The organism is Dyadobacter sp. CY312 (genome assembly GCF_021390535.1).
In the GTDB taxonomy this organism is placed as follows: domain Bacteria; phylum Bacteroidota; class Bacteroidia; order Cytophagales; family Spirosomataceae; genus Dyadobacter.
The window spans coordinates 59,520-76,585 of the sequence record NZ_JAJUXG010000006.1 but is presented as its reverse complement, the minus strand read 5'-3'; the positions used below and the strand labels follow the sequence as shown (position 1 = coordinate 76,585).

Sequence of the window (17,066 nt, the reverse complement as noted above, 5' to 3'; positions counted from 1 at the left end):
GTTCACGGCGCAGAAGTAAATCTTTTGACAATTTGTGTTTTTATTAAAGCACAGGCTTCTTCCTGTATCGTTTCCTGCAATATCTTTGCCGATCAATTCCTTTAACCTTATATCATGAAAAAAATTCTTTATTGCCTTTTCTTTCTTATTTCAAGCGCATCCGCTTTTGCCCAACATACGCCAGCCACCGATTTGGTTCAATATGTAAACCCTCTTATGGGGACGCAATCCAAATTCAGCCTTTCTTCCGGCAACACCTATCCGGCAATTGCAATGCCATGGGGCATGAATTTCTGGATGCCTCAGACTGGCAAAATGGGAGACGGTTGGAGCTATATGTACGACGCCGAAAAAATCAGAGGCTTCAAACAGACACATCAGCCAAGCCCGTGGATCAACGATTACGGACAGTTTTCAATATTGCCAATGACTGGTAAACTGAAAGTTGACGAAGACAGCCGGGCAAGCTGGTTTTCACATAAAGCAGAAGTTGCCAAGCCAAATTACTATAAGGTTTATCTGGCCGATTATGATGTAACAACCGAAATTGCTCCTACCGAACGTGCCGCGCAATTCCGTTTTACGTTTCCTGAATCTGAAAATTCTTATGTGCTCGTCGATGCTTTTGACAAAGGTTCTTATGTGAAGATCATTCCTGCCGAACGCAAGATCATTGGCTACACAACCAAAAACAGTGGCGGTGTTCCTGCCAATTTCAAAAACTACTTTGTACTCGTTTTTGACAAGGCGTTCACTTTCTCTCAGACATTTAGCGGAAAAAAACTTACCAAAGACACCCTCGAACTACAAGCCAACCATGCTGGCGCAGTTATTGGTTTTAAAACCAAAAGAGGCGAGCAAGTCGGCGTAAAAGTGGCATCTTCTTTCATTAGCCCCGAACAGGCCGAGCTCAACCTGAAAAGAGAAATTGGCACCGATAACTTTGAAACAACAAAACAAAAAGGACATAAAGCCTGGAACGATGAGTTGTCTAAAATTAAAGTAGAAGGTGATAACATCGACCAGATCCGCACTTTTTACTCCTGTCTGTATCGCGTCCTTTTGTTCCCACGGAAGTTTTACGAGTTTGATGCCAAAAATCAGATTGTACATTACAGTCCTTACAATGGCGAGGTTCGTCCCGGATACATGTTTACTGACAATGGTTTTTGGGACACATTCCGGGCTGTTTTTCCATTCTTTACTTTAATGTACCCGACATTGAATTCTCAGATTATGCAGGGCTTGGCCAATGCGTATGACGAGAGTGGATACCTTCCAGAATGGGCAAGTCCTGGTCACCGTGATTGTATGATTGGTTCCAATTCCGCATCACTCATCGCCGATTCATATGTAAAAGGTATCCGTGGATATGATATCAATAAACTGTATGAAGCTGTTCTTAAAAACACTGAAAATGCAGGACCGGTAAGTTCCGTAGGGCGCTTTGGTCATGAATATTACAATGAACTGGGTTATGTTCCTTACGATGTTAAAGTGAATGAAAATGCGGCACGAACACTGGAATACGCCTACGCAGATTTCTGTATTGCTCAATTGGGTAAAGAATTAAAGAAACCGCAGGCCGAAATTGACCTTTACCTGAAAAGGAGCCAGAACTACAAAAACCTTTTTGACCCTGAAACCAAGTGGATGCGGGGAAAAAATAAGGACGGAAAATTCCAGACTCCTTTTAATCCGTTTAAATGGGGAGACGCGTTTACCGAAGGAAACAGCATTCATTATACCTGGTCTGTTTTTCAGGATGTAAAAGGTTTGATCGGATTGGTTGGCGGCAGAGAAGCGTTTGTTCAAAAACTCGATACCGTGTTTACCCTTCCTCCGATTTTCGATGACAGTTATTATGGTTTCCCGATACACGAAATCCGCGAAATGCAGATCATGAACATGGGTAATTACGCGCACGGAAATCAGCCAATTCAGCACATGATTTACCTGTACAATTATGCAGGAGCTCCTTCAAAAACACAATATTGGTCCCGTGAAGTGATGAACAAACTGTATCAGGCTGCTCCGGACGGTTACTGCGGTGACGAGGATAATGGACAAACCTCAGCCTGGTATGTTTTCTCAGCACTTGGTTTTTATCCGGTAACACCCGGAACTACTCAATATGTGATTGGTTCACCATTGTTCAAAAAGGCAACAATTACGCTGGAAAATGGCAAGAAATTTGTGGTAGAAGCACCGGCGTCAAACGACAAAAATATGTACATCCAGGGTGCTACGATGAATGGAAAACCGTATGCACAGACTTACCTGGAACACGGAGATATATTGAGGGGTGGGAATATTAAGTTTAATCTGGCAAGCCAGCCATCCAACGTCTGGGGTGTAAAACCTGAGAATGCGCCGTTTTCGCTGACGAAGTAAACTTGGTTATCAGCCATTAAATTGAGTTAAAAAATTTGCGATGATGCCCCTGTGGGTCTGGTACTTGAAGATATGAGTATCAGACCCACATTTTAACTTTATAACCGAACTGACGTAATTAGCATTAGTTATTTTTTTATCCAATATTTGTAACTAATATCTAGTCACAAACGTTTGTCAATTGAGCAAGATAGATAAGTTAATCATTCGCTTTTTGAAAAAGCCCAAGGATTTCACCTGGGATGAATTAACAGTTGTTTTAGGCTATTACGGTTTCACTGAAATTGCGACTGGGAAAACAGGCGGTTCAAGAAGAAAGTTTGTAGATGCAAACCAGGTAATAATAAGTTTGCACAAGCCCCATCCCAAGCCAATCATTAAGCATTATGTATTAGAACAGGTTATGGAAACATTAAAAGAAAACGGCAAACTGAAATGATCAATTCACTAACATACAACGGATATACGGCTTCGATTTCTTATAGTTCCGTTGACGAGGTTTTCTTCGGTAAAGTACTTGGTATCAATGACCTGGTCAATTTCGAAGGAACATCGGTAAGTGAACTCAAAGAATCTTTTCAGGAGGCGGTAGATGATTACATTGAGACTTGCAAAACACTGGGCAAATCTCCCGAGAAAGCTTATAAAGGAGTTTTTAATGTTCGTGTTCCTTCAATACTTCATAAAAAGGCGGCGACAATTGCTTCACAACATGATATAACATTGAATGATTTCGTTAAATCGGTCTTGGAATATGCAGTCACTCATGAAGATGTGACGGCGGAGTTGGTAAGTAATAAACCGGGAGAATCTAGCTATGCGATGGGAGCATAAGCATTTGATTTCATTATACTAATATTCTCAATAAAATATGTAAGAATGATTTTTTATTCAACTTTTGTCACTTGATTTTTAAAGAACTTAGAAGTATAAAAGCTAAAAAATCAGATACCAAAGAACTTCCCGAAGGGTTTAGTATCAATTCCGAACTAAACGGGAAATACTCTGATCAATCTTTATTTAAGGATAAGGTTGAGAGAGCCAATCATATTTTAAAAACTCATAAATTTCCAAATCTTTCGAAATTTGAGAGCTAGGATTTCTAAATGCACATTTTCAAACCGACTTGATGCTTATCGTTGCCTTTCAACACCGGATAACAACATAGGATCGCATTTGATGCTACAATTTCACCCATAAATGCATGGCACAATTATTTGAGCCATGCATTTAAATTATCAACCCAGCTAACGGCTGATTGCCGAAAGCCAAAAGCCATCAAAATGATTTACAGAAAAATCGCAAATTCGGATCATCCGGAACATAAAGACTTAGAGTTGTCAGTTATCACTTTTGGTGCCTGGGCAACTGGTGGCTGGATGTGGGGAGGTTCGGAAAGAGCTGAATCGGTTAAAGCCATTCAGGCGTCATATGATGCCGGAGTGACTTCGATTGATACAGCACCAGTTTACGGTATGGGACTCAGTGAGGAAATTGTTGGGGAGGCAATCAAAGATATTCCACGGGACAAATTGCAGATTCTTACCAAATACGGAATGCGCTGGGATTTGGCGAAGGGCGATTTGGCTATGCACAGCAAAGACAATGATGGCAACGAAATCGATATCTACAAATACGCTGCAAAAGACAGCATCATCAAGGAGTGCGAAGACAGCCTGCGACGTCTTGGAACGGATTACATCGATCTGTACCAAATCCATTGGCACGACAAAACTACCCCGATCGAAGAAACAATGGAGGCGGTTTCGCAATTGATCAAACAGGGAAAAGTGCGTTACGCAGGTGTGTGTAATTACAATGCAGACCTGATGCGGGAAGCTTCCCAATACATCAATCTGGTATCCGATCAGGTTCCATACAGTATGGTTAAAAGGGATATAGAAGCAGAATTGGTGCCTTATTGCCTGGAACATGAAAAGTCGATTTTAGCTTATAGCCCACTTCAAAGAGGTTTACTCACCGGAAAGATGACTCTCGGATATAAATTTGGTGAGGACGACAACCGCTCCTCATTGCATTATTTTTCGGATGAAAACCTGAAACGCGTTAATGAGTTTCTGGACAAACTAAAACCTTTGGCTGATCAGAAAAACGCGTCGTTATCTCAACTCGTATTGAGATGGACGGTTCAACAACCGGGCATTACGATAGCATTAGTGGGAGCCAGAGATGCAAGGCAGGCTATCCAGAATGCAGCAGCCATGGATTTTGATCTGAATGCCGAAGAAATTAATTTCATTAACGGGCATTTAAATGACCTCAAATTGGTTCAATAACAAGGGTAGCTTAGCTACCTTTCTTTTTTTACCTTTGATACACATTTAAAATCTCAACTTAGTTTTTTTCATTCTTCTTAAATCCATGAATAAATACATTCCTTTCTTAAAGAAAAGCTTTCCTGTTGCACTTGGCGGATTATTGCTTACGGTCTCAATTGGTCTCATGAGTAACACGGGAATAGCCGATGATAAAAATGCTCCAAAGGAAATAACGCAGGCGAATCTTAAACTGGACACAGTGGCGTCGGGTTTGAAAATGCCCTGGGCGACTGCATTCCTGCCAAATGGGGATTTGCTTGTCACAGAACGTGGCGGAAAACTGCGTCTGGTTAAAAATGGCGTACTAGATCCAAAAGAAATAAGCGGCGTACCACAAGTTTGGTACAAAGGACAAGGAGGTTTGCTTGACGTTCAGCTTCATCCCGATTATGCCAAAAATGGCTGGATCTACATCAGCTATTCTTCCCCAAAAGCCGAAGGCGAAGAAGGTGAAGAAGGCGGTGCAAACACCGCTCTTATTCGCGCGAAACTGAAAGACCATGCGCTGGTAGATGTTCAGAAAATATTTAAGGCCATTCCAAATGTGAAAGGTAATGTTCACTTTGGAGGGCGCATTGTATTTGACAAAAAAGGATATGTATTCCTGTCACTGGGAGAACGCGGACAGAAAGAGAATTCGCAGGATTTAAGCAAAGATCAGGGCAAAGTGGTTCGTTTGCATGAAGATGGAAAAATTCCAACGGACAACCCATTTGTTAAAACTGCCAATGCCCGTCCTGAAATATGGAGCTACGGCCATCGTAATCCACAAGGAATGGTGATTCATCCAACAACTGGTGCTATATGGGAACATGAGCACGGTCCACAAGGAGGCGATGAGCTTAACATTGTTGAAAAAGGAAAAAATTACGGCTGGCCACTGATCACTTTTGGTATTGATTATGACAACAGCATCATTTCTAAAGACACTGCACGTGCCGGTCTTGAACAACCTGTAATTTACTGGAAACCATCTATTGCTCCATGCGGTATGACTTTCGTGAACAGTCCTAAATTCAAAGAATGGAACGGCGACCTTATTGTAGGTTCTTTGAAATTTATGCAGTTGCAACACCTTGTCGTTAAAGGTAATAAGGTTACTAAAAAAGAGATTTTGTTCGAAGGAATCGGTCGAGTAAGAGACGTACGCCAGGGACCAGATGGCAATATTTACGTGGTTCTGGAAAGCTCCGGAACTGTGGTGAGAATTAGTAGAAAGTAGATTATTTTGAGAAGTAAGAAGTTAAAAAGGAGAAGTTAAAAGGAGTTAAGGAGTTAAGGAGTTATAGTAGTTACTTACGCTGGCACAAAGCGTTAACTACTTTAACTCCTCTAACTTCATTTTTTAACTACTCTTAACTTCTAAACTTTCTTTACTCCCCGTAACTTCTTAACTCCTTTAACTTCTCAATGAAATTAACAATCATCGCCATTTCCGCACTTACATTGTATTCCTCTTTTACTCTGAACCAAAACGATGAGCTGGCTAAGAGCATTGAGCGTGGGAAAATGGTATATTCGGAAAACTGTATTACCTGCCACATGGGAACCGGCGAAGGTGTTCCGGCTGCATTTCCACCACTGGCGAAGTCTGATTACTTACTAAAAACTCCCGAAAAGGCCATTTACGCAGTTAAGTTTGGACTTGCGGGAAAGATTGTGGTAAATGGAATAGACTACGACAACATGATGCCGCCGCCAGGACTGGATAATGATGAAATTGCCGATGTGATGAACTACATTCAAAACTCCTGGGGAAATAATTCGGATGGTAAAATGGTGACAGAGAAAATGGTTGAGGCGGTGGAAGAGGAAAAGTAGATTAAAAATGTTTCACGCGAAGACAACGAAGAAGAGCAAAGACCGCAAAAAAACTTAGCGATCTTTGCTCTTTTTACTTATCTGCTTTGCATGAAATTTTCATCCCGCAGATCGCAACTTAAATAAATACCAGTCATAAATTTATCAAACTACTTACAATTAACGCCTTACAATTCACTCCCAGGCACATTATACGACTAAAATCTATTTAAAATAAATCTAAATAAACTTGTTTGCATCAAAACAGTGTGTGATATTTGCAGCCAAAATTTTTATTACTAATTAGACCAGTTTTAAATAATATGCAAAGGATTATTTTTACTCTAACGTTATGCCTGATATCAATCGCCATGTATGCTCAAAACGGCAAGATATCAGGGCAAATTTTGACTTCGGACGGAAAACCAGCTGAATACGTTTCAATTGGATTGAAAGGATTAAAGAACGGAACTGTATCCGATGAAAAAGGAAATTTCACGATTAACAAGGTAAAGCCGGGTATTTATACAGTTTTGGCAAGTTTTGTAGGCGCTACAACACAGGAAAAGGAAGTTGAAGTTCTTGAAAATCAAACAGCTCAAATCAATTTCACACTGGCTGAAAGTTCTAACCAATTGGAAGAAGTAACAATCCTGGATCAGAATCAATACAAAAACAACGAAGTATCTTCCAGTTTACGACTGCTCACTCCTATTCTCGAAACACCTCAGAACATTCAGGTTGTAACGTCCAAAGTACTTGCTGATCAACAGATAATAAGCATGAGTGATGGACTAATCCGCAACGTAAGCGGAGCTACACGTGTAGAGCACTGGGGCGACATGTATACCAACATTACCATGCGAGGCTCTCAAATCCAGGCTTTTAGGAATGGATTTAATGTAGTAAGCTCTTTTTGGGGACCGCTCACCGAAGATATGAGCTTCGTAGATCATATAGAGTTTGTGAAAGGTCCCGCAGGGTTTATGCTGGCAAATGGAGATCCGAGCGGATTGTACAATGTGGTAACCAAAAAACCGACCGGGCAAACCAAAGGCGAAGCATCTATTACCGTTGGGAATTACGGCCTGTACCGAACCGCCCTGGACCTGGATGGCAAGTTAACTGCTGATGGCAAATTACTATATCGTCTAAACCTGGCGGGACAAAACAAAAAATCTTTCAGAGCCAATGAGTTCAATAACCGTTACAGCGTTGCTCCGGTTATCTCATACCAGATCGACGACAAAACGAAATTAACAGCGGAATACACGCTTCAATATGCAAAAATGTCGGATGTTGGCTCATTTTATATATTCTCACCAGATGGTTACGCTTCACTCCCACGCGATTTCACAGCAATGCCGGCGGGATTGGAACCCACGAAAATCAAAGATCATAGTTTGTTCCTGAACCTGGAACACCAGTTCAACAGCGACTGGAAACTAACTGCACAGGCCTCCTATTTCAATTATCAACAAAAAGGAACAAGTCTCTGGCCGGGTGAAGTAAAACCTGATGGCAAAATGATTCGCAGTGTCGGTGTATGGGATGCGCAAAGTGAAATGACGCTTGCACAGGTATTCGTGAACGGCAATGTCACAACCGGTGGAATTACCCATAGAATATTGACTGGGTTGGACGTCGGTTCCAAAGATTACATGGCCGACTGGAATCAGTCACATGCCCTGGATGACACAATTAAAGGCGGCGAGTTTAATATCCACGCACCGTATTTTGGCGCACCGAAAAACGGATATCCGGTATGGGATCGCACGCTGAGCCTGGAAGCGCGTGCCGTAAACGGCGGTGGATTAATGGATCAGAAATACACCGGAATTTATGCTCAGGACGAGCTTGGTTTTCTGAACAACAAAATAAGGCTAACGCTGGCGGGCCGGTACACATACGTGAGCCAATCAAGCTGGGGCGGGCCAGCCGTTTCCGACAAACACTTTACTCCCCGTGTCGGTCTCAGTGTCTCTGCAAACAAACAAACCTCCTTTTATCTACTTTATGATCAGGCATTTATTCCGCAATCAGGGCGCATTGCAAGCGCGGAATCCATCAAACCTATCACCGGCAATAACAAGGAGTTTGGTATAAAAAAAGATTGGGCAGGAGGAAAATGGAATTCGACGGTTTCTGTATACAGCATTACCAAAAGAAACGAGCTTACTGCTGATCCAAACAGCCCTCCTAATTCCGGTTTAAGCGTTGTGTTGGGCGAGAAAAGAGCACAGGGTGTTGAATTTGACGTAAGAGGAAGCATTGTTTCCGGCTTGAATCTGGTAGCAAATTATGCCTACACTGATTCCAAAGTAACGAAAGTCGCTGCTGGCGTTACAGACATCAAAGTGGATGACGTGCTTCCCGGATTTGCAAAACATACAGTGAATACGTGGCTAAGCTACAAGCTGCAAAAAGGCGCATTAAAAGGAACCGGAGTCTCCGCAGGATTTACTTACCTCGCCGACAGAGCAACCGGCTCATGGAGTGCAAGTAATGCGAAAGAAAACCTTCCCAATTATTTCAAGCTGGACGGAGGCCTGTTCTGGGAGAAAGAAAAATTCAAGATCACATTCAACGTCTTCAATATTCTGGACGAATACCTGTACAGCGGCTCATTTTACGGATACATGGGTAATGTGTATTCATGGCAGGCCGAGGCGCCAAGAAATTCCCGTTTGAGTATCAACTACAAATTCTAAGATATTGATCAGACTACCGGCTAATTATCGGTGGTCTGATTACTTCTTGAATTTCAAAAATAACCAATCCAACCTTTTATTTTCTGCACTACGCACACGCCACTTTTCAAATTAAACATATGATTAACAAGCCACAAGACCTCATAACCCCTGGTCAATACAGGATGGATGCTACACTTTCCCGCAAATTCAACTAATCTTTATTTTCTCTTCAATTTAAACTTTATGAAAAAATCTCTTTTAGCAATTACCTTGTTTCTCGTTTCAGTTGGAAACCTATTTGCTCATGCACTCTGGATCCAGACCAGCACTGTTGGTAAGACAGGTCAGAAACAATCCGTGAAAATAGTCTACTCAGAACCGGACGACAAACCTGAAAAACTGGCAGACTGGTATTCCGACGTGAAGGAATTCGAACTCTGGCTTACCACGCCCGACAAGCAAAAAGTCAAACTTAATACGGTTGCTGGTGATGACCATTTCACATCGGAATTTACTCCTGAAAAAGATGGCGTATATACCCTATCGATCAGTAAAGCAGCCAAAGAACTGGGTGGAGAGACAATTTATGAATTCAACGCAAGTGCAATCGTTAAGGTGGGCAAATCTCTTACCGGTAACGATGCAGCTTTTAATAGTAACATTATCAACGTATTTGCTGATGCATCTAGGACATATAAAGCCAATCAACCTTTTAATTTTACAACCATATTGAAAGGAAAACCTACTGAAAAGCTGCATGTTGGTGTTGCGTCCCCAAGCGGTTGGAATAAGAACATCAGTTCCAATGCCAACGGAGTTGCTGAGTTTACTCCGATATGGCCGGGAACGTATAAACTGGAAGTGTCTGCAAGCGAAGACGCAACCGGAGATCACTTTGGGAAACCTTACAAATCTATATGGAGATGCGCCACGTTGCTTGTGGACGTTGCGAAATAATCGTTTCCAATTCCCTGTAAAAAAATGTGACTGTCAGTTTTTGTTACTGGCAGTCATCTCCCCTCCTCCCCTTTATTTGTTGCATACTCTTTACTTCAATTTTCATGAAATACATTTTTACAGTGCTATGCCTGATAGCAACAACGCTTGCTTATGCTCAACAGACAGGTAAATCACATATCAAAGGACATATTCAAACCAGTGACGGGAAACCCGGTTCATTTGTAACTGTTCAAGTCAAAAACAGCAAAACAGGAACCGTAACTGACGAAAACGGCAATTACCAGTTGCGTAATGTTCCTGCAGGCAACCATACGCTCATCATTAGCATTGTGGGTTTTGAGTCTATCGAATACGATATTGAAGCAAAAGAAGATGCAACGACAACTATTGCGGACATCAGCCTGAAAGAAGATGCAAAAACACTTCGTGAGGTAACTATTAAAGGAAACATAAACAAGTTTGCCCAAAAGGAAAGTCCTTATGTTTCCCGTTTACCACTTAAAAACCTTGAAAATCCGCAGGTATATAGTGTTATTTCAAAAAATTTAATGGAAGAGCAGCTGGTAACCGACTACAAGCAGGCGCTCCGAAATGTACCGGGAGCGGCAGTAGCTCACGGCGGTTACAGCAATGGCTTTACGTATTCCATCATCCGTGGTTTCTGGACAGGCGCAAGGATGCGTAACGGACTTTCGTCTCAGCAATTCAACGGTATAGATCCCGTTACTGTAGAACGAACTGAGGCAATCAAAGGTCCGTCCGGAACGCTGTTTGGTTCAAGTCTTATTTCATTCGGAGGGCTTACCAACCTGGTTACTAAAAAACCTTTGGAAACATTTCAGGGCAACGTAACCTTCACCACCGGAAGTTACAATCTCGTTCGGCTATCGGCAGATGTAAACACGCCCCTCAATGCAGATAAGTCATTACTGCTGAGAGTAAATACGGCTGTTCATTCAGAAGGCAGTTTCATGGACTGGGGTTTTCAGAAACGTTTTGTATTTGCTCCGTCACTTTCTTACAAAGTAGACGACAGACTTACTCTGAATTTTGAAGCTGAAATTCTAAGGTCTAAAATGACCTTATTACCCATTTATGATTTTTCGGGAGTATCAGTCAAAAACATATCAAAACTGCCCGTTCGTTACAACCAGTCGATCAACTCTGACGATCCTGTTAATTCTGGTGGAAGTGATCTTTTTTATGCACAAGCTACCTATAAACTTCCCGGAAACTGGACTTCCAATACATTGTTTTCCTATGCAGCCGGTCACGACGATGAATTTGTGGCATTATGGGCGAGCTGGAAAAGTGATTCAACCATAGCACGAAACGTGGAAACCGCAGCTGGTGGGACTACGGATTTGCAGTTTCAGCAAAATTTTAACGGTGAATTTAAAATCGCCGGAATGCGTAACCGACTCGTCGTAGGGCTCGATTATTACCATACCAAAAACATCAGTACAGGATATGTAAATGCCTCCTTTGCTTCGCAGTCGCCTTACGACGTCATCAATATCAACAGATTATACAGTCCTGTGTCGCTGGATAAAATCCGTGCAATACGCTCTAACCTGATTCATGCACGGCAATCTTCCAAAACCGAAACATACAGCGCATATGCATCCAACGTATTGAATATCACCGACCGCCTACTTGCCATGCTGAGCCTTAGAGTTGACCGCTACGAGTACAAGGGAGCAGCTGTAATGTTCTCGGACTACACGGGCGGTTATGGACAAACGGCATTGTCCCCAAAATTCGGATTAGTCTATCAGCCCATAAAAGATCAGGTGAGCATATTTGCGAATTATATGAACGGTTTCCAGAACAATGGATCTGCCCGGCAACCAGATGGAAGTATATCTGTTTTGAAACCTGCCAACGGATACCAGTGGGAAACGGGTGTGAAGCTGGATGTTTTCAATCACAAACTGAGTGCTACCGTAAGCTATTACAACATTGACCTGACCAATGCGATCAGACAAGATGCCAGTGGTTTTTCAAGACAGGATGGCAAGCAGCGCAGCAAAGGAATAGAAGCAGATATCATTGCTAACCCTTTCCCAGGCTTGTCGATCATTGCAGGGTTTGGGATGAACGACTACAAATACCTCATCGCAAACGAAGGACAAGAGGGTACAACCACGGGTTTGCCGAATAACTTTGTCAATTTCTGGTTGAGCTATAAGGCACCGGCAGGAGCACTACGTGGTGTTGGTGTGGGTTTTGGTGGAAACTATGTAAGTGAAGCTTATTCAGATAACCAATACGGTTCACTTACAATACCAGCCTACACGCTTCTGGATGCTACCATTTTTTATGATAAACCAAAATGGAGGCTCGCACTGAAAGTAAACAATCTCTCCAATGCGAAGATGTGGGGACTAAATGACAATCCTCTCAATCCTAGAAATGTCGCAACATCGCTTTCATTCAAGTTTTAGGACAAAGCAATGATTGGAATCTGGTTGGTATGAAGGGTGACATTTTTTTTAGAACAAAATTATACTTCACACTGACCAGGTTATATGTTCCAAGGGGACAAGAAAAAAATGGAATCGCTTCAGAAAAAAATACCTGAATCACTTCACCTAAGGATTGGCAAAATCACTCACCACCATTCGAACCGTAACCTATGCTTGCATGTTATTTCATTTTGATCGGCACGTATCTATTCTACACCCGATCCAAGTATTTCCCAGCCTTTCTTTTCCGGCCAAACATTCCAACGGTTAAAAGTTTAGGAACCGTTTTTCTTGTCATAGGAACCGGAATTTATGTTCACTCCGATGGTTGGGCCGGCGGACTGCTCCTGTCTCTTGTAGCTTTTTCTCTGGCCATGTGTCTGACCCAGCTTTTCTCTACTTTGGGTCGAAAATATTTTTATGGAATGGCCGCAATTATTCACCTCTTTTTACTGATTGAACTCATTTCTTATGCCCGCTAAAAAAGAATATTTAACCACAAAAGGCCAACGAGCACTCAAAATTACAGCAGGACTTATTGGCGGATATTTTCTGGCTGTAAGTTTTCAAATGGTCATTGGAGTCCTGATTCCCTACCGTACCGAGGTAATCCTGACCGGAGCATTTTCCGTATTTATCCTTTGGGTTGCCTTCATGGTAATTGCCTTCCTGGCTCGCAACGGATGGGTAATCTGGGGTATTTACTTGTTCAGTACCAGTGCATTTGCAGGAATCATTTATTTATTCAGATAGCCATGAAGTTAAAAGGACTTTCCAACCGACTGTACAACATCACCTTTCACACGCATACGGTGTCCGGAATTGTGATCAGTTTTGCCTTGTATGTGATATTCTTTGCTGGTGCGTTTACGCTTTTCAAATCAGAGTTTTATCAGTGGGAAAACCCGAAAGCAAGACAGCAGCATCGCGCAGCAATTGACTACGATGCAGTGTTGCACAAGCTAAAAGAACAAAAACCGCGGTTTAATCTTTCGGATGACATAACTGTGATAATGCCAACCGAAGAACGGCCCATTATGAATATCTACGGCCATTTGATTGTACCAAAAGGTAAACCGGAAGAACATTATTATACCAGCTACTCGCCCATCAGCGCAACATTTTCAGAAGAAGAAAATACCACCATCGGAGAAACACTTTACCGTCTTCATTTCTTTGACCAGATACCAGTCATTGGCAGATATTTATCAGGTTTTGTAGCCCTGTTTTTTGCCTTTGCGGTGGTAACGGGCGTGATGATCCATTGGAAAAATATGCTTACCAAATTCAATGGTTTTTCACTTAAAGGCGGCTACAAGCAAATCTGGACTAATTCTCACACCGTTTTCGGATTACTTGGACTGCCATTTCAGTTTATGTATGCCATTACCGGTGCTTATTACATGCTTTCGTTTCTGGTTTTGGCACCTGTTGTAATGGTTTTCTTTGATGGAGATCAGGAAAAAGCGTTCAAAGTAATATTAGCAGAGCGAATGTTGGAAACGCAGGAAAATTCGCCAGTAACCACTGAAAATTTAAAACTGACTACCCTTCTCAATCAGGTCCAAAGTGACCATCCTGAGCTAAAGCTGAATTATCTGCAGATTAAAAACTTTGATCGTGAAGACGGAATTTTCACTGCATCGGTACAAAACAATAAAACTTTTGCCGGCGACGGATCTGTTGCAATCACGCTGCGTGACGGCAAAATCATCTCTGATAATCTTCCAGGAAAGAGAAGTTATGCACAATCGGTTCTCCCCGGTATAGCCCGCTTGCATTTTGCAACTTTCGGTGGATTGGCTTTAAAAATTATCTATTTTGTCATGGCTTTGTTTGCCTGTTTTGTCATTATCAGTGGTGTCCTTTTATGGAAAGAAGCAAGAAACAAGAAAAACTACACCGACAAACAAAAGCGTTTTCATCACCGCGTTACGATGTTTTATCTTGCTATTTGCTTCGCACTTTTCCCGGCAGTTGCTATTTTGTTCAGTGCCGAACTGCTCGTCGCAGATACGAATCAACATGTTTTTTATGTCAGATCTATATTCTTCCTCTCCTGGTTTCTGCTGACAGCTGTCGGATTGTTTATGAAAAATGAGGCAAATGAAACCAGACTGTACCTGTTTTTAACCGCCATATTCTCTCTCACTGTACCTGTTGCTAACGGCATTATAACAGAAGACTGGATATGGAACTCTATGGCAAATGGAAATTACTTTGTTGCAGGAACCGATTTGTTTTGGTTGATTACTGGGACTTTGTCGCTGGGGCTTGTATTTGTTATAAGAACAAAAGATCACGGTAAAAGTATATCTGATCGGGCTGAGAAGAACAAAAAGGAAGTGGGAGTTAATTCCTGAGTTGTCTCTTTCACGCAAAGTAAAAAAGAAGAGTAAAGACCGCGAAGGTCAATTTGCGCACTTTGCCCTTACTTACCCTCTTTGCGTGAAATATTTAAAACTACCCTCTTTCACACAAAGCAAAAAAAGAAGAGCAAAGATCGCTGAGAAACTTTGCGATCTTTGCTCTTTTCGTTTATCAACTTAGTGTGAAATTCTTAGATTTCGCCCTGGATTTTCAAAACAAAATCCTCACTTACATCAGCAAGGTTGGCGATTTTGACAATATCAAAGTCTGTATTTTTAAGAAGATTTTTTACAAAAACTATCTTTCCTTCTTCCCTTCCTTTCTCTATCCCTTCTTCCAAAGCCTCTTCTCTGGTAATCAACTTTATGGTTTCTATAATTCCCATGGCAGTTTGGTCTTCGGTTAAAAATGAAATCTGCTTATCAAAGTTAACGTTTGTTTCATATTGTCAATATGGATAAAGGTCTTTAAAAGCAGAGAAAACTTCTGCTCTTCTCATTTCCATATTTTTTACTTTCAATAAGTAAACAAACCTTCCAATCTCTACACCGCATGCGAAAGCATCAGTTTAGAACCCTTGATAAACTTTTCACTTAATACCTCATACGACTTATGAGCGGAATCAACGGGATTGAATTCTTGCCCTACCAGCGTAAATGCTTCCATTTCGGAATACGATTCGTATAGTCCAACTGCTTTCAAACCCATCATGGCAGCGCCGGCTGCACCTGTTTCGACCGTTTCGTTCAGAACCACTTTTTTACCAAAAATATCAGCCAGCATCTGAACCCAAACCGGACTTCTTGCAAAGCCCCCATTGGCATAAATCGTATCGATATCCTGCATCTCCAGTAAAACTTTCCCAATCGCCTTCAAATTGAGCAAGATACCCTCCATCACAGCTCTGGCAAAATGTGGTTTGGTATGCTGAATATCCAGTCCGGAGAATCCGCCACGCACTTCGGAACTCCACAAAGGTGCTCTTTCTCCAAGCAGATAGGGATAAAAAAGCAGTCCGTTTGAGCCCGGCCTGATCGCCGAAGCCTGTTCAAAGACAGCATCGAATTCCTCGTTCGAAAAAAAAGTGTTCATTAACCATTCAAAAATCACCGCGCCATTGTTGGAAGGTCCGCCGACGATATAGGTGTTTTCGTCCAGAATGTAACAGAAAGTCTGCATCAATGAATCGGTATACGGCTTGTCCGAACAAATACGCACTGCCGCACTCGTACCAATTGTAACAGCCATAGAACCCGTTCTGATTGCACCACTGCCCAGATTGGCAAGGCAACCATCACTTGCACCCATAATTAACGAAGTCCCCTCCGGTAACTCAGCCAGATTATTCGCAGGCAGTTTTTCAATATAGTAAGGCGAGACAGCCTCAGATAACTTTGAAGTTTTCAGGCCTAACTTTTTTAGCGTGTATTCATCCCATTTCAATTCCCGGATATTGAACATGCCGGTTGCAGATGCAATGGAATAATCGACTAAAAATTTACCAGTGAGGCGATAAATCACATATTCTTTAATCCCTACAAACCGATAGGCATTTTTATAGATTTCCGGCTCGTTCTCCTTCAACCACAGCAATTTGCAAACGGGCGTCATGGCGTGGATGGGAGTTCCGTTATTTTGGTATATTTTCTTGCCAATTCTTGATGCTTTCAGCTTGAAAGCAATCTCAGAACTTCTGTTGTCCGCCCAGATAATTAGCCCGGTTAAGTGTTTTCCACTTTCATCCAGTGCCAGCACGCCATGCATCGCAGCACTAAAACTAACACCGAGCAATTCACCACCTTTCTCACTGGCTTTGGTTACAACCTGCAATGTTCTACAAGCTGCCTGAAAAATCTCCTCTGGATTTTGTTCACTCCATTCGGGCTTGGGATGCACCATGTCATAGGTTTCACTATGCATCGCAAGTATTTTTCCGGATACAGAATCAAAAGCAACTGACTTTACGTTTGTTGTACCAATGTCACAACCAATGATATAGGGCATTTTTACTATTTTAGTGAATAGCGTCCCACATTTAACTG

Annotated in this window: 14 protein-coding genes; 12 read left to right on the top strand and 2 right to left on the bottom strand. The window is 42.0% G+C overall.

The window, feature by feature from the left end:
- Nucleotides 1–114 precede the first annotated feature (114 nt).
- The 12 genes from LZG71_RS09430 to LZG71_RS09375 all read left to right on the top strand — a co-directional run bounded on the left by LZG71_RS09430 (nt 115) and on the right by LZG71_RS09375 (nt 15,017).
- Complete coding sequence (locus LZG71_RS09430; protein ID WP_233819547.1) at nt 115–2,394, top strand: GH92 family glycosyl hydrolase; 2,280 nt, start codon at nt 115–117, stop codon at nt 2,392–2,394.
- A gap of 181 nt (nt 2,395–2,575) precedes the next feature.
- Entirely contained in the window at nt 2,576–2,833 is a 258-nt protein-coding gene (locus LZG71_RS09425; protein ID WP_233819538.1) for a type II toxin-antitoxin system HicA family toxin, read from the top strand.
- The gene (locus LZG71_RS09420; protein WP_233819536.1) at nt 2,830–3,228 is read left to right on the top strand and encodes a type II toxin-antitoxin system HicB family antitoxin; all 399 of its coding nucleotides are present in this window, start codon (nt 2,830–2,832) and stop codon (nt 3,226–3,228) included. The genes LZG71_RS09425 and LZG71_RS09420 overlap by 4 nt, the downstream gene beginning before the upstream one ends.
- Before the next feature lie 449 nt (nt 3,229–3,677).
- Entirely contained in the window at nt 3,678–4,691 is a 1,014-nt protein-coding gene (locus LZG71_RS09415; protein ID WP_233819534.1) for an aldo/keto reductase, read from the top strand.
- 85 nt (nt 4,692–4,776) lie between these two features.
- On the top strand, nt 4,777–5,955 hold the full coding sequence (locus tag LZG71_RS09410; protein WP_233819516.1) for a PQQ-dependent sugar dehydrogenase: 1,179 nt from the start codon (nt 4,777–4,779) through the stop codon (nt 5,953–5,955).
- A 188-nt stretch (nt 5,956–6,143) separates the two neighbouring features.
- A complete protein-coding gene (locus tag LZG71_RS09405) occupies nt 6,144–6,554 on the top strand; it encodes a cytochrome c (RefSeq protein WP_233819511.1) in 411 nt (136 codons plus the stop codon).
- 302 nt (nt 6,555–6,856) lie between these two features.
- A complete protein-coding gene (locus tag LZG71_RS09400) occupies nt 6,857–9,244 on the top strand; it encodes a TonB-dependent receptor (protein WP_233819509.1) in 2,388 nt (795 codons plus the stop codon).
- A 225-nt stretch (nt 9,245–9,469) separates the two neighbouring features.
- Complete coding sequence (locus LZG71_RS09395; protein ID WP_233819500.1) at nt 9,470–10,183, top strand: DUF4198 domain-containing protein; 714 nt, start codon at nt 9,470–9,472, stop codon at nt 10,181–10,183.
- A gap of 104 nt (nt 10,184–10,287) precedes the next feature.
- Nucleotides 10,288–12,633 (top strand): TonB-dependent receptor, encoded by a 2,346-nt coding sequence (locus LZG71_RS09390; RefSeq protein ID WP_233819486.1) that lies wholly within the window; start codon nt 10,288–10,290, stop codon nt 12,631–12,633.
- Between the two features lie 191 nt (nt 12,634–12,824).
- Nucleotides 12,825–13,136, top strand: coding sequence for a hypothetical protein (locus LZG71_RS09385; protein ID WP_233819484.1), 312 nt, complete (start codon nt 12,825–12,827; stop codon nt 13,134–13,136).
- Nucleotides 13,126–13,407, top strand: a complete 282-nt coding sequence (locus tag LZG71_RS09380; RefSeq protein WP_233819482.1) for a hypothetical protein — start codon at nt 13,126–13,128, stop codon at nt 13,405–13,407. Before LZG71_RS09385 ends, LZG71_RS09380 begins: the two co-directional genes overlap by 11 nt.
- Nucleotides 13,408–13,409: 2 nt before the next feature.
- Nucleotides 13,410–15,017, top strand: coding sequence for a PepSY domain-containing protein (locus LZG71_RS09375; protein ID WP_233819480.1), 1,608 nt, complete (start codon nt 13,410–13,412; stop codon nt 15,015–15,017).
- Nucleotides 15,018–15,214: 197 nt separating this feature from the next.
- Here the strand turns inward: LZG71_RS09375 and LZG71_RS09370 are convergent, their stop codons facing one another.
- Together LZG71_RS09370 and LZG71_RS09365 are read right to left on the bottom strand one after the other, a co-directional pair.
- Entirely contained in the window at nt 15,215–15,409 is a 195-nt protein-coding gene (locus LZG71_RS09370) for a hypothetical protein (RefSeq protein ID WP_233819478.1), read from the bottom strand.
- 158 nt (nt 15,410–15,567) lie between these two features.
- Nucleotides 15,568–17,028, bottom strand: coding sequence for a gluconokinase (locus LZG71_RS09365; RefSeq protein WP_233819476.1), 1,461 nt, complete (start codon nt 17,026–17,028; stop codon nt 15,568–15,570).
- Nucleotides 17,029–17,066: the final 38 nt, after the last annotated feature.